This is a genomic window from Aeromonas sp. TECH754 (assembly GCF_056279295.1).
The window spans coordinates 1,799,232-1,812,990 of sequence record NZ_JBWBRA010000001.1 but is presented as its reverse complement, the minus strand read 5'-3'; the positions used below and the strand labels follow the sequence as shown (position 1 = coordinate 1,812,990).

At 62.0% G+C, this 13,759-nt stretch carries 10 protein-coding genes; 5 read left to right on the top strand and 5 right to left on the bottom strand.

What is annotated here, in order from left to right; all coding sequences use genetic code 11:
• Window positions 1-42: 42 nt before the first annotated feature.
• Window positions 43-1,659 (bottom strand): peptide ABC transporter substrate-binding protein, encoded by a 1,617-nt coding sequence (locus ACZ9IL_RS07930; protein WP_476003023.1) that lies wholly within the window; start codon window positions 1,657-1,659, stop codon window positions 43-45.
• A gap of 368 nt (window positions 1,660-2,027) precedes the next feature.
• Between ACZ9IL_RS07930 and fbp the strand changes: the two genes are divergently transcribed.
• Window positions 2,028-3,062: a class 1 fructose-bisphosphatase gene (fbp, locus tag ACZ9IL_RS07925; protein WP_042638614.1), complete on the top strand. Its 1,035-nt coding sequence runs from the start codon at window positions 2,028-2,030 to the stop codon at window positions 3,060-3,062.
• Between the two features lie 205 nt (window positions 3,063-3,267).
• On the opposite strand, the gene mfd is transcribed toward fbp, so the two are convergent.
• Window positions 3,268-6,732 carry a transcription-repair coupling factor gene (gene mfd / locus ACZ9IL_RS07920; protein ID WP_476003022.1) on the bottom strand — a complete coding sequence of 1,155 codons (3,465 nt, stop codon included), beginning with the start codon at window positions 6,730-6,732 and terminating at the stop codon, window positions 3,268-3,270.
• A 56-nt stretch (window positions 6,733-6,788) separates the two neighbouring features.
• Entirely contained in the window at window positions 6,789-7,364 is a 576-nt protein-coding gene (locus ACZ9IL_RS07915) for a PilZ domain-containing protein (protein WP_476003021.1), read from the bottom strand.
• Window positions 7,365-7,440: 76 nt separating this feature from the next.
• On the opposite strand from ACZ9IL_RS07915, the gene ACZ9IL_RS07910 reads away from it, so the two are divergent.
• The 3 genes from ACZ9IL_RS07910 (at window position 7,441) to lolE (ending at window position 10,683) form a co-directional block, all read left to right on the top strand.
• Window positions 7,441-8,676: a lipoprotein-releasing ABC transporter permease subunit gene (locus ACZ9IL_RS07910; RefSeq protein WP_476003020.1), complete on the top strand. Its 1,236-nt coding sequence runs from the start codon at window positions 7,441-7,443 to the stop codon at window positions 8,674-8,676.
• Between the two features lie 82 nt (window positions 8,677-8,758).
• Window positions 8,759-9,442: a lipoprotein-releasing ABC transporter ATP-binding protein LolD gene (gene lolD / locus ACZ9IL_RS07905; RefSeq protein WP_476003019.1), complete on the top strand. Its 684-nt coding sequence runs from the start codon at window positions 8,759-8,761 to the stop codon at window positions 9,440-9,442.
• Window positions 9,442-10,683 carry a lipoprotein-releasing ABC transporter permease subunit LolE gene (lolE, locus tag ACZ9IL_RS07900; protein WP_476003018.1) on the top strand — a complete coding sequence of 414 codons (1,242 nt, stop codon included), beginning with the start codon at window positions 9,442-9,444 and terminating at the stop codon, window positions 10,681-10,683. The genes lolD and lolE overlap by 1 nt, the downstream gene beginning before the upstream one ends.
• 135 nt (window positions 10,684-10,818) lie before the next feature.
• Here the strand turns inward: lolE and yfbR are convergent, their stop codons facing one another.
• A complete protein-coding gene (yfbR, locus tag ACZ9IL_RS07895) occupies window positions 10,819-11,409 on the bottom strand; it encodes a 5'-deoxynucleotidase (protein WP_476003017.1) in 591 nt (196 codons plus the stop codon).
• Window positions 11,410-11,499: 90 nt separating this feature from the next.
• Window positions 11,500-11,934 carry a YccF domain-containing protein gene (locus ACZ9IL_RS07890; RefSeq protein WP_476003016.1) on the bottom strand — a complete coding sequence of 145 codons (435 nt, stop codon included), beginning with the start codon at window positions 11,932-11,934 and terminating at the stop codon, window positions 11,500-11,502.
• Between the two features lie 430 nt (window positions 11,935-12,364).
• On the opposite strand from ACZ9IL_RS07890, the gene tig reads away from it, so the two are divergent.
• Entirely contained in the window at window positions 12,365-13,675 is a 1,311-nt protein-coding gene (tig, locus tag ACZ9IL_RS07885; RefSeq protein WP_476003015.1) for a trigger factor, read from the top strand.
• Window positions 13,676-13,759: the final 84 nt, after the last annotated feature.

Genomic DNA, 13,759 nt, shown 5'->3' with positions numbered 1-13,759 from the left:
AAGGCGGTCTTTCTGGATCCGGGTCTTGGGGCCGGATGCGGGCTATTGCGCCGTCAGATAGAGATCTTTCGAATACACCAGATCTTGCGGGTTGTGGTAGGGATAGCCCTTGACGTTGGGCTTGAGCAGCCGTGATTTGACGTAGAAATAGACGGGGGCGATGGGGGCCTCCTCGTCGATCAGCGCCTCGGCCTGTTGATAGAGCCGGTTGCGCTCGGCCGGATCCTGGGCGTCATGGGCCTTGGCCAGCAGGGCGTCATACTGCTTGTTTGACCACTTGCCGCTGTTGGCCGTGCTGCTGGAGGTCATGATGTCGAGGAAGGTGGAGGCATCGTTGTAATCCCCGTTCCAGGCGTAGCGGCTGACCACGAAATCCCCCTCGTTGAGCACCGACACCATGGTCTTCCACTCCATGTTGTTGAGCTCTGCCTTGACCCCCAGGTTGTGTTTCCACATGGAGGAGATGGCCAGCGCTATCTTCTTGTGCCCCTCGTTGGTGTTGTAGAGGATATCTACATCCAGCGGCTTGTCGGGGCCGTAGCCCGCCTCCGCCAGCAAGGTCTTGGCCCTGGCTATCCTCTCCTCCTTGCTCATCAGCTCGCTGGCGGGGCGCTTGAGCTCGAAGCCATCCACGCTGGGAGGCGTCAGGCTGAAGGCCGAGAGTTGCCCTTGTCCCAGGATCTTCTCGGTGATGGTGTCCCGGTCGATGGCGAGCGACAATGCCTTGCGCACCTTGGGGTTGTCGAAGGGTTTGCGCTGGGTGTTGAACACGTAGTAATAGGTCGAGAGCAAGGGGGCGCTGACCAGCTCTTCGGGGCTCTGGCTCTTGAGCTGCTTGTACTGCTCCAGCGGATAGGTGGTGTACTGCAACTCGCTGGCGCGGTAGCGGTTGTAAGCGGCGGTCTCGGAGACGATCTCCAGATAGACCACCTTGTTCAGCACCGTATGCTGGTTGTCCCAGTAGTGGGGATTGCGCTCGGCAACCAGCTGCTCGTTCGGGGTCCACTCCTTCAGCACGAAGGCGCCGTTGGAGACGATGTTGCCCGGTTTGACCCACTCGTGGCCGAACTTCTCGATGGTCGCCCTGGGCGCCGGGAAGGTGGTGTAGTGAGCCAGGGTCTTCAAGAAGAAGGGGACAGGTTTTGTCAGGGTGATCTGCAGGGTGTGGGGATCGAGGGCCTTGATGCCGAGGGCCCCGGGCTTGGCCTTGCCCTGGATCACCTCACCGGCATGAGCCACCCCGGTCAGCTCGATGAACCAGGCGTAGTTGGAGGCATTTTTGGGATCCGCCGCCCGCTGCCAGCCATAGACATAATCTGCCGCGGTGACCGGCTCACCGTTTGACCACTTGGCGTCGGGTCTGAGTTTGAAGGTGTAGACGGTGCCCGTGGGGTCGAGCTCGTAACCGAGCGCCCCCGCCGCCAGCAACTTGCCATTCCCATCCAGGGTGTAGAGCCCCTCGAACAGATCGTTGACGATCTCGCTGCCAGAGCTCTCTTCCACCATTTGGGGGTCGATGGAGCCTGGCTCTGCGCCGATATTGCGCACGAAGGTCTGCTGCGCTGCGGGGAGAAGTTGGGTGCCGGCAGGCACCTGGGCCCCTAGGGCGGGGAGGGAGATCAGGGCGGCAACCGTGCCGGTAATAAGAGTCCTTTTCATTGAATATCCTTATGTTTTTTTGCTTCCAAAGCCTGGCCAGTGTGCGGGATCGATGGCGAGATCTCAAGGGGGCTGGCGCGGGATCCCCGGCTTGACCGGATGGGGGGAGGCGGACTGAGCGGTATGAGCGCAGTACATTCTTGTCACGAATTAACATGTAAAAAGAGGCCGATTGAGCCCTGTTTTTCGCCGTGCCACCCGGTTTCAGGGGGAAAACTGGCGATTTATACGCCGTCTTAATTCGCTGCAAAAACAAAAAACAACCGTTACATTAGGTTACAAAATGACGCTGCCGAGGATCGGCACTTTTTTTGCCGATGCTTGCAAACGTTTTCAACGCCAACGGAAACGCTCCTAAAGGAACAAGAATGCGAAACATGATCACCATGGGCGAGTTCATCGTCAAAAAGCAGGCGGACTATCCCACCGCGACCGGCGAGCTGACCTCCTTGCTCAGCTCCATTCGTCTGGCTGCCAAGGTGGTGAACCGGGAGATCAACAAGGCGGGGCTGGCGGATATCATCGGCTCCATGGGCGCCGAAAACGTGCAGGGCGAGGTGCAGCAGAAGCTGGATGTCTACGCCAACGAGCGCTTCAAGGCGGCGCTGGAGGCCCGTGGTGAGGTGTGCGGCATGGCCTCCGAAGAGGAGGAGGACTTCGTCTCCTTCGATTCCGAGCTCTCCCGCCACTCCAAATACATAGTGCTTATCGATCCCCTCGACGGCTCCTCCAACATCGACGTCAACGTCTCGGTCGGTACCATCTTCTCCATCTACCGCCGGGTCAGCACCCCGGGGGCCGGCGTGACCCTGGAAGACTTCCTGCAGCCGGGCAACCGTCAGGTCGCCGCCGGCTACGTGGTGTACGGCTCCTCCACCATGCTGGTCTACACCACCGGCTTTGGGGTCAACGGCTTCACCTATGACCCTTCCATCGGCTGCTTCTGCCTCTCCCACGAGAACATCCGCATCCCCGAGGAGGGCAAGATCTACTCCATCAACGAGGGCAACTACATCAAGTTCCCGGACGGAGTGAAGAAGTACCTCAAGTACTGCCAGGAGCGTGACGAGGCGACCCACAGACCCTATACCTCCCGCTACATCGGCTCCCTGGTATCGGATTTCCACCGCAACCTGCTCAAGGGCGGCATCTACATCTATCCGTCCGGCACCAACTCCCCGAACGGCAAGCTGCGCCTGCTCTACGAGTGCAACCCCATGGCGTTTTTGGTGGAGCAGGCGGGCGGCAAGGCGTCTGACGGTTTCGGCCGCATCATGGACGTGCAACCCACCGCCCTGCACCAGCGCACCCCCTACTTCGTCGGCTCCACCAAGATGGTGGAGCGGGCAGAAGCCTTTATGCGGGAGTTCTCCGCGCACGAGGATCCGGCAAACCAGGGCTGAGTTTGGCGCGGGGCTCTGCCTATAATCGCCAGCAAGGTCAGTGCGGATAGCCGCCAGAAAAATGCAGATAAAAAACGGGAGCCTCAGGGCTCCCGTTTTGTTGTCGTCATCCGTCGTGACGCTCGCGACCCCTGCGCTCAAGGTAGCGCCAGCGCCGCCTGTCAGGGACAAGACCCGTCGAGACGAGGCGCGAGCGCCGACCTCATCAGGGCAGGGCGTGCTTGGCCAGATCCGCCAGCAGGGAATCCACCAGTTTCAGGCGCATGGCCCTGTCCTGGGTCGGCATCTGGAAGCGCAAGCGGGTCGGTCCATCCATTTTATAGATACGTGGCTGCTCGGAAAGCAGCTTTACCAGATAGGTCGGATTGACCTTGGTGTCCTGATGGAAGTCGAGATAGCCGCCGCGCTCACTCATCTCCACCCGCCGGATACCCAGGGCCGTGGCCCGCTGGCGGAAGGCCGCAATCTCCATGAGCGTCTTGGTCGGCTCCGGCAGCAGGCCGAAGCGGTCGATCAGCTCCACCTTCAGTTCGCGCAACTCCTGCTCGTCCTTGGCACTGGCGATGCGCTTGTACATGGACAGACGCATGTTGACGTCCGGGATGTAGTCGTCCGGCAACAGGGCCGGCAGGCGCAGCTCCACCTCGGTGTGCTGGCTCATCAGCTGATCCAGCGATGGCTCCTTGCCGTTCTTCAGTGCCTCCACCGCCTGCTCCAGCAGCTCCATGTAGAGGGTGAAGCCAATCGACTCGATCTGGCCGCTCTGATCGTCGCCGAGCAGCTCGCCCGCGCCGCGGATCTCCAGATCGTGGGTCGCCAGCGCGAAGCCGGCGCCGAGATCCTCCAGCGATGCGATGGCCTCCAGCCGCTTGATGGCATCCTTGGTCATCAGCTTGGGATGGGGGGTGAGCAGGTAGGCATAGGCCTGGTGGTGGGAGCGACCAACCCGGCCGCGCAACTGGTGCAGCTGGGCCAACCCCAGGTGATCCGCCCGGTCCATGATGATGGTGTTGGCGCTCGGCACGTCGATGCCGGTCTCGATGATGGTGGTGCAGACCAGCAGATTGAAGCGCTGGTGGTAGAAGTCCGACATCACTCGCTCGAGCTCCCGCTCGCGCATCTGGCCGTGGGCGACGCCGATGCGCGCCTCCGGCACCAGTGCGGCCAAGTCTGCCGCGCACTGCTCTATGCTCTCCACGTCGTTGTGCAGGTAATAGACTTGCCCGCCGCGTTTGAGCTCCCGCAGCACCGCCTCCCGGGTGACCGCCGGCTCCTGCTGGCGCACGAAGGTCTTGATAGCGAGCCGCTTGGCCGGGGGAGTGGCGATGATGGAGAGATCCCGCATGCCGGACATGGCCATGTTGAGGGTGCGCGGAATCGGTGTCGCCGTGAGGGTAAGGATGTCCACGTCGGCCCGCAGCGCCTTGATCTTCTCCTTCTGGCGCACCCCGAATCGGTGCTCTTCGTCGACGATGAGCAACCCCAGATCCTTGAAGGTGAGATCCGAACTCAGCAGCTTGTGGGTACCGATGATGATGTCCACCTTGCCCTCGGCCAGCTCCTTCATGACGGCGGTCTGCTCCTTGGCGGAGCGGAAGCGGCTCAATACCTCGACCCGCACCGGCCAGTTGGCGAAACGATCGCGGAAGTTGTCGTAGTGCTGCTGGGCCAGCAGGGTGGTGGGCACCAGCACCGCCACCTGCTTGCCGCCGTGTACCGCCACGAAGGCGGCTCGCATCGCCACCTCGGTCTTGCCAAAGCCCACGTCGCCGCACACCAGCCGGTCCATGCTCTTGGCCTGGCACATGTCGCCGAGCACCGCATTGATGGCATTGAGCTGATCCTCGGTCTCCTCGAACGGGAAGCCGGCGGCAAACTGGCGATAGGCTTCCTTGTCGTGCTGGAAGGCGAAGCCGTGGCGCGCCGCCCGCAGGGCGTAGACATCCAGCAGCTCCGCCGCCACGTCGCGGATCTTCTCCGCCGCCTTGCGCCGCGCCTTGGTCCAGGCCTCGCCGCCGAGCTTGTGGCTGGGGGGATTGTCAGAGCCGGTATAACGGCTGATCAGGTGCAGGTTGGTGACCGGCACGAACAGCTTGTCGCCGCCGGCGTATTCCAAGGTCAGGAACTCGGTGGGCAGGCCACCGGCATCCAGGGTCTCGAGACCGAGATAGCGACCGACCCCGTGATCCAGGTGCACCACCGGCTGACCCTGAGTCAGCTCGCCGAGGTTGCGGATCACCGCATCCGAGCTCAGGTTCTTGCTCTTGTCCCGCGCGCGCCTGCTGCGGATCTTGCCGCCGAGCAGTTCGGTTTCGGTGATGAGGGCGAGCTCATCCTGCCCTGATTCTTGCAGCAGGAAGCCCCGCTCCAGCGGGCTGACCAGCAGGCCGTGGCGGGCCTTGCTTCCCATGAAGGCATCCAGCGAAGCGAACTCCTTGGGCTGCAGTTGGATGCGGGCGAGCAGATCGCCGAGCACCTCGCGCCGCCCCTCGGACTCCACCGCAAACAGGGTGCGGCCCCTGAAGCCTTGCAGGAACTGGTTCAGCGCCAGCAGCGGCTGCTCCTTGCTGTGATCGAGCTGCAGGTCGGGCAGGGGGGCCGTCGGCAAGTTCCACTGACCGGCGCCGCCGTCGGTAGCGTCCGCCTGCAGCCGCACGGCGCCATATTGGCCCAGCGCCGCAAACAGCTGCTCCACCGGCAGATAGATCTGCGGGGGGGGCAGCAGGGGACGGGTGTTGTCCCAGCGTCTGTCCTCATAGCGCTGACCGATGTCATTCCAGAAACGCTGGGCGGCAGGATAAATCTCGCCCACCGTGAGCAGCAGGGTGTTGTCCGGCAGGTAGTCAAACAGGCTGGCGGTCTGCTGGAAGAACAGCGGCAGATAGTACTCGATGCCGGCGGGCCAGCGTCCCTTGCTCACCTCCTGATAGACGGAGCCCTCGGCGCGCGACAGCTCGAACTGTTCGCGGAACTGGCCACGGAACAGCTCGATGGCCCCCTCGTCGGTGGGAAACTCCCGGGCGGGCAGCAGGCTCACCGACTTGACCGGCTCGCTGGAGCGCTGGGTCTCGGGATCGAAGGGGCGGATGGAGTCCACCTCGTCATCGAAGAAGTCGATGCGATAGGGGCTGTTGCTGCCCATGGGGAAGAGATCCAGCAAGGAGCCACGGGCGGCGAACTCGCCGTGTTCCAGCACCTGCTCCACCGCCACGTAGCCTGCCTCGGCGAGGCGCCCGCGCAGCTGTTGCAGGTTGAGGCGCTGGCCCGCTTTGACCATCAGGCTGTATTTGTCGAGATAGATCTGGGGCGCCGTGCGCAGCATCAGGGTGGAGATGGGCACGATCAGTACCCCGCTGCTCATCTGCGGCAGCTTGTAGAGCGTCTCGAGCCGCTGGGAGATGATGTCCTGATGGGGGGAGAAGGTGTCGTAGGGCAGGGTCTCCCAGTCAGGGAACATCAGCACCGGACAACCCTGGTCGGCCAGCAGGTGCTGCAGCTCCTGCTCGAGGCGCAGGGCGCTCGGGGTATCGGCGGTCACCAGCAGGACGGGGCGATCGGCCTCCTTGGTGAGGCGGGCGGCAACCAGTGCCAGGCTGCTGCCGACCAGCTGGCCGAGCGTTAACTTGTGGCCCGCTTTGGCGGGCAAGGCGGGGAGTGTCATTGGCATCATGGGCATCTTTTAACGTGGCGTATTAGCGTTGACGTTGACGTTGACGTTGGCTGTGGTTAGCGCTGGCGCTCTTGGGCACGCAGCTTGAGCTGTTTCGATTGCACATGCAGGCTGGCGCGGACCAGCAGTTCCCGGTCATCTTCACGGATGCGGGCATAGTCGAGCACTACATGGGTGCCGTGTTCGCCAGACTCAAGGTGTTTGACCTCGGCATAGCAGTAGACGGCGGCCGCCTCTTCACGCAGGAAGATCTTGAGTCGCACTATCTGGTGGAGGTGAGGCAGCTCGCCGTGACCCTGGCGCGGGTGCAGGTAGGTGAGCTGGCCGGCGCCAAAGCGCAGGGTGTGGAAGCGATGCTCAGGGTGATCCTGCACCGCCAGCACATAGCCCATGATCATGTCGATCTTGCGGGACTGCTGGTTGATGATCTCTACCAGATCGTGCATCGACTCGTTCTGGTTGCGCAGCAAGCGGCTGCTGACGAGATCGATGGCGGTGATGGCGGAGGCGATGCGAAAGGGCTCGGGCAATTCGGCGTCCAGCGCCTCCAGCGTCGGCAGGTGAAAGTCGGCCGGCATGGGGATCACATTGACCGGCGTGGCGTGGGTGACGCTGAAGAACTGTTCCTGCATGGAGGCTATCCCTTGTTGTCATAGACGGTTTCCCTTTATTATCCGGTATCTTATTTTGTTGGCAACGTAGATATCCTTGAAGACTGGACTTTTTCAGCCACTGTCGCTGGCCATCGGCCTGCGCTATGCAGGCTCGCGACGCAGTAACCGCTTCGTCTCTTTCATCTCCCTGTTTTCCACCTTCGGCATCGCCATCGGGGTCGCCGCCCTGATGGTGGTCATCTCCGTGATGAACGGCTTCGAGGGGCAACTCAAGGGCCGTATCCTCGGGGTGATCCCCCACGTGGTGGTGACCAATCCGGCGGGCCGCATCGATGCGGCCCCCGCAGGGCTGCCCGATTTGAGCACGCTGCCCCACGTGATAGCCCATGCCCCCATGCTCGACAGCGAAGGCATGTTGCAGAGCCCGGGGCAGCTCACCGGGGTGAGCGTGCAGGGCATCGATCCGGCGCACTGGCCCAAGGATGACATCCTCCATGCCCAGATGCTGGGCGGGCGCTTGGACAGCCTGCAGCGCGGGGCATACCGCATCGTGCTGGGACAAGGGGTCGCCAATCGTCTCAAGGTGTCGATAGGGGACGAAGTGCGCCTCATCCTGACCGAAGGCACTCGCTTCACGCCGTTTGGCAGGGTGCCGGCCCAGCGCCTGTTCACCGTCTCCGGCATCTTCGGGGTCGGGGCCGACGTGGACAGCCAGGTGGCGCTGATTGCGCTCGGCGATGCCCAGCGCATGTTGCGCCTGCCCGAGGGCACCGTCGGCGGCATTCGCCTCTGGCTGGACGATCCCTTCGCCGCCGATCAGGTGATCAAGACGGCGCTGCCGAGCGGGCTGGAGTGGCAGGACTGGCGCCGCGAGCGCGGTGAGCTGTTCCAGGCGGTGGCCATGGAGAAACGCATGATGGGGCTGATGCTGGTGCTGATCATCGCGGTCGCCACCTTCAACATCCTCTCCGCCCTGGTGATGGTGGTGACCGACAAGGAAGGGGAGGTCGCCATCCTGCGTACCATGGGCATGAGCGAGTCAGGCATCGTCAAGATCTTCATGGTGCTCGGCGCCTCCAGCGGGGTCATCGGCGCCCTGTTTGGCGGCCTGGCGGGGCTTGGCCTCTCTCTGGGGCTCAATCCCCTGCTCGATGCGGTGGGTCTCAACCTTTATATGGCCGCCGGCGGCTCGGGTCTGCCGGTCATCGTCGAGTCGGCGCAGGTCATCACCATCTTGCTCGGTGCCGTGCTGCTCAGCTTCAGTGCCACCCTCTACCCGGCGGCCCGTGCGGCCCGGGTGAAACCGGCCGAGGCATTGCGTTATGAATAGTGCGACCAAGGGGGCGCCGATGAGTCGCGCCCCTAACCATGTATCTTCCATCGTTTCTTCCCCTGTGAGTGGAGCCCCCGCTATGAATGAACCTTTGCTGCGCTGCGAGGCCCTGAATCACGTCTATCAAGAGGGCACTCTCGAGACGCAAGTGCTCAAGGGGATCGACCTCTGCGTGGCCCCCGGTGAGATGCTGGCGGTGGTGGGCAGCTCGGGATCGGGCAAGACCACCCTGCTGCACCTGATGGGGGCGCTCGACAACCCGTCCAGTGGCGCCGTGCTGTTCAAGGGCCAGGACATCCATCACTGGGACAGCCGTACCCAGGCGAGATTCCGCAACCAGGAGCTGGGCTTCGTCTACCAGTTCCACCACCTGCTCGCCGAGTTCACCGCGCTGGAGAACACCGCCATGCCGCTGCTGATCGCCGGCGAGTCGGTGAAGAGCGCCACCGACAAGGCGAGCAAGATGCTGGGGAGGGTGGGGCTCTCCCATCGCCTGCACCACAGGCCGTCCGAGCTCTCCGGCGGTGAGCGTCAGCGGGTGGCCATCGCCCGTGCCCTGGTCAACGAACCTAGCCTGGTGCTGGCGGACGAGCCGACCGGCAACCTGGATCACGCCAGCGCCACCGCCGTCTACGAGCTGCTGTGCGAGTTGAACCGGGAGTTGGGTACCGCCTTCGTGGTGGTCACCCATGACCTGAGTCTCGCCGCCAAGCTGCACCGGCGGGTGACCCTGGTGAGCGGCATCATGGCGGAGGTCGCCTGATGTTCAAGCCGCTGCCCCTGTTCCTGGGCCTGCGTTACAGCCGCTCCCGCCGTCGCAACGGCTTCATCGCCTTCATCTCGGCCTCTTCCCTCATCGGCATCGCCCTCGGGGTGATGGCGCTGATCCTGGGCCTCTCCGCCATGAACGGTTTCGAGCGGGAGCTTAAAAACCGGGTGCTCTCGGTGGTGCCCCACGGCGAGCTCGTCGGCATGGAGGCGCCGCTGCCGGACTGGCCGAGGCTGCGGGATTACCTGCTGGCCCAGCCCGGCATCGAAGCCGCGGCGCCCGTCATTCGCCTCGATGGTCTGCTCGAGCACGGCTCTGCCCTCAAAGGGGTACAGCTGCGCGCCGTGTTGCCCGAATTGGAAGCCAATCTGTCCGATGCGGGCAAGTACATGACCGGCCGCGGTTTGCGCGAGCTGCAGCCGGGCGAGCGGGGGGTGATCCTCGGCAAGACCATCGCCGACAAGCTGGGGGTCACGATTGGTGACACCGTCGCCCTGTTGTTGCCGCAAGGGGGCGATGCCGCTGGCATCAAGAACCCCAAGCGCGAGGCGCTCACCGTGGTGGGGCTGTTGGAAATCGGCGGCCAGTTGGATGGGCTATTGGGCTTTATGCACCTGACCGATGCTCAGGCCATCACCGGCATGGGCAGCGCGGTGGAGGGCTTCAGCCTCAAGGTCAATGACGTGCTCAAGGCGCAGTCGATCACGGTGGCGGCGGCGAGCAAGTTCCCGCACTACGTCTACATCAGCAGCTGGATGAGCCGCCAGGGCTACCTCTATCAGGACATCCAGATGGTGCGCACCGTCATGTACGTGGTGATGCTGATGGTGGTGGCGGTGGCCTGCTTCAACATCGTCTCCACCCTGGTGATGGCGGTGAACGAGAAGCGCAGCGAGATCGCCATCTTGAAGACCATGGGGGCGAGCCCGGGCCAGATCCGGCTTACCTTCGTCATTCAGGGCATGGTGAACGGAGTGCTCGGGGCCTTGCTCGGGGCCTTGCTCGGCGGCCTGCTCTCCAGCAAGCTGACCCAGATCCTGAGCTTCATCGAAGGGGTGATCGGCCATCGTTTCCTCAACCCGGACATCTACTTCATCGACTTCCTGCCAACCGAATTGCACATGCAGGATCTGGTGATAGTGACCAGCGCCGCCATCCTGATGAGCCTGCTGGCGACGCTTTACCCCGCCTGGCGGGCGAGCGGTCTGGTGCCGTCCCGGGAATTGGGACACTGATGCGGTGACATGACAACAGACGAGATCACAAAAAGGGCCCGTTGGGGCCCTTTGTTTTGGATGTAAAATAGAGGTTTGCTTGGCGTTTAGGCTACCTGAAGGCTCGATTCAATGCAGGAATGCTTAAAGGCAGTGTTAATGGGCATTCAGCTCATCGAGGGGCAGTGAGAAACTCGCCACGAAGACGTCGATGAAGTAGCGCATCGGCGGGTTCATCCGGCTCGCCAGCATCTGCTCGAGGCGCTTCCTGGCAGGTTCGAACTCCCGGTTGCCTGCATTGATCTCCTCCAGGCACTTGGTGTAGGCGCAGAGGGTATCGGCATCCTTCACCAGCCGGCTGAGTTCGCCATCCTGCGCGGCGGAGTCCAGCAGGGGGCGAAAATCCTCGACCAGCGCCGGCGGCAGCATGCCCAGCAGACGTTGCTCGGCCGCGAGCTCTATCTTCTTGTATTCACGGGCAATCTCGGGATTGAAATACTTGACGGGGGTGGGCAGGTCGCCGGTCAGCACCTCGCTGCTGTCGTGGTAGAGCGCCATCACCGCGGCCTGGTTCGCATCGAGCTTGCCATCGAACAGCCGGTTGCTGATGACCCCGAGGGCGTGGGCCACCATGGCAACCTGCAGGCTGTGCTCGGCGATGTTCTCGGGCTGGATGTTGCGCATCAGGGGCCAGCGGTAGATGAGCCGCATGCGGGCGAGGTTGGCGAAGAAGTGACTGGGCAGCATGAATGACCTCGAGCGATGACAAAGAAAAAGGGCAGACCCTAGTCTGCCCTTTTTTTACGTCGCAGGCACCGCCTGCTTGGTGATCCTGTCTCAGCGGATATAGCGACCGGACTCGGCTTCCTGGTTGGTGACGATCATCTGGCCGATGGGGGCCAGCGCGATCAAGGCGAGCTTGAGGTGCTGGATGCCAAACGGAATGCCGATGATGGTCACGAAGCAGGCCAGTGCCGAGGCGATGTGGCCGATGGCGAGCCAGACCCCGATCACCAGGAACCAGAGGATGTTGCCAATCATCCCGAGCGTCCCGGTGCCGATGTCACTCTGCCCGGTCATGCTCTTGCGGCTCACCGCCTGCTTGCCGAACGGGAAGAAGGTGAAGGTGCCGATGACGAAGCAGGCGCGTCCCCAGGGGATCCCTATCAACGACACGAAGCAGAGCAGCCCGGCCAGCCACCAAGCCAGCCCCATGAAGACGCCCCCCAGCACAAACCAGATCAGGTTAAACAAGAAGCGAAAAAAGGACATGTGGGTCACTCCAGACTCATAAATTGGTTGTCACCATAGCGAGCGGCGCCCGGGGACGCAATGGCTGATACGAGAAGGTGGACAATTTGGGTCGCAACACTACCAAGAAAGGCGCTTTTGCGGGCCATTGAGGTGAAGAAAGCGGGTCTTTGTGGGTAAAAAGGTGAGCGAGCGCAAATTATTGTGGGTCCGCTGCTTGAACTGGGGCCAGGGTTTCCCCATATAGAGGGCAGTCTTGCGCAAATTGTGCTGTCTGTGCCCCGGATGGGGGATGTGCGGCTCGACGCGACCAATGTGCGCCGCTATAATGTCGCGTCATATTTTCTCATCACAAAGACAGTCGTTGTCTTTATAAACAGGAAGACTCCGGGGCTTTGCCCAGGGGCAATAAAGGGTCAGCACGCAGTGCTGAGTTGAACGAGGTAAAAGAATGCAAGTTTCTGTAGAGACAACCCAAGGTCTGGAACGCCGTCTTACCATCACCGTACCGGCTGCTACCGTTGACGCCGCCGTGCGTAAAGAATTGAATGGCCTGGCCAAGACTCGTCGCATCGACGGTTTCCGTCCTGGCAAGGCTCCGGTTGCCATCATCAAGAAGATGTTCGGCGCCATGGCTCATGCCCGCGTTGCCGATGAAATGATGCAGAACAACTTCATCAAAGCCATCATCGAAAACAAACTGAGCCCGGCCGGTGCGCCGACCATGGATCCGAAAGAGATCAAGGAAGGCCAGGATTTCGAATTCACCGCCACTTTCGAAGTGTACCCGGAGTTTGAAGTTGCGGGCCTCGAGACCATCAAGGTCGAGAAGCCGGTTGCGACCGTCAAGGATGAAGATCTGGCCAACATGATCAACACCCTGCGCAAGCAGCACGCCACCTGGACTGACGTTGATGCCGCTGCCGCCAATGGCATGCGTGTTACCCTGGACTTCGTCGGTTCCATCGACGGTGAAGAGTTCGACGGTGGCAAGGCCGAAGGCTTCTCCCTGGAGCTGGGCGCTGGCCGCATGATCCCGGGCTTCGAAGATGCCATCCTGGGCAAGAAGGCAGGCGACGAGTTCACCATCGAGGTGACTTTCCCGGCTGACTACCACGCCGAAAACCTGAAGGGCAAGGCGGCCAAGTTTGCCTCCAAGCTGATCAAGGTTGAAGAGCAGGTGCTGCCCGAGCTGACCGAAGAGTTCGTCAAGCGTTTCGGTATCGAGAGCGGCAACGTTGAAGAGCTGAAGGCCGAAGTGCGCAAGAACATGGAGCGCGAACTGGCTCAAGCCCTGAAAAACAGCGTGAAAGAGCAAGTGCTGAACGGCCTGGTTGAAGCCAACCAGATCGATCTGCCGAAGGCTGCCGTTGCCCAGGAAATCGACACCCTGCGTCAGCAAGCGCTGCAGCGTTTCGGTGGCTTCCAGGGCGGCAACGCTCCCGAGCTGCCGGCCGAGCTGTTCCAGGCTCAAGCCGAGCGCCGTGTGCGCGTCGGTCTGCTGCTAGGTGACGTCATCCGTACCAACGAGATCAAGGCTGACGATGCCCGCGTGACCAGCATCATCGAGTCCATGGCCACTGCCTACGAAGATCCGAAGGAAGTGATCGAGTACTACCAACAGAACGAGCAAATGCTGAACGGCGTGCGCAATCTGGCGGTGGAAGATCAAGCCATCGACCTGATCCTGTCCAAGGCTCAAGTGACCGAGAAAGAAGTGGCCTTTGACGAAGTGATCAACAAGTCCGGTGCCGCTGCCTAAGAACATTTGACTTAAGGTCAAAACTGTTAAGTATAATGGCTCGTGTGATCTCCACTCGGGCCATTTTATTTTAGGGACAATGCC

Bases quoted from the DNA above. Each gene is read 5' to 3' on its own strand.
- tig (WP_476003015.1), top strand. From the start codon at position 12,365: ATGCAAGTTTCTGTAGAGACAACCCAAGGTCTGGAACGCCGTCTTACC.
- lolD (WP_476003019.1), top strand. From the start codon at position 8,759: ATGAATGAACCTTTGCTGCGCTGCGAGGCCCTGAATCACGTCTATCAA.
- ACZ9IL_RS07930 (WP_476003023.1), bottom strand. From the start codon at position 1,659: ATGAAAAGGACTCTTATTACCGGCACGGTTGCCGCCCTGATCTCCCTC.
- yfbR (WP_476003017.1), bottom strand. From the start codon at position 11,409: ATGCTGCCCAGTCACTTCTTCGCCAACCTCGCCCGCATGCGGCTCATC.
- lolE (WP_476003018.1), top strand. From the start codon at position 9,442: ATGTTCAAGCCGCTGCCCCTGTTCCTGGGCCTGCGTTACAGCCGCTCC.
- fbp (WP_042638614.1), top strand. From the start codon at position 2,028: ATGCGAAACATGATCACCATGGGCGAGTTCATCGTCAAAAAGCAGGCG.
- mfd (WP_476003022.1), bottom strand. From the start codon at position 6,732: ATGATGCCAATGACACTCCCCGCCTTGCCCGCCAAAGCGGGCCACAAG.
- ACZ9IL_RS07890 (WP_476003016.1), bottom strand. From the start codon at position 11,934: ATGTCCTTTTTTCGCTTCTTGTTTAACCTGATCTGGTTTGTGCTGGGG.
- ACZ9IL_RS07915 (WP_476003021.1), bottom strand. From the start codon at position 7,364: ATGCAGGAACAGTTCTTCAGCGTCACCCACGCCACGCCGGTCAATGTG.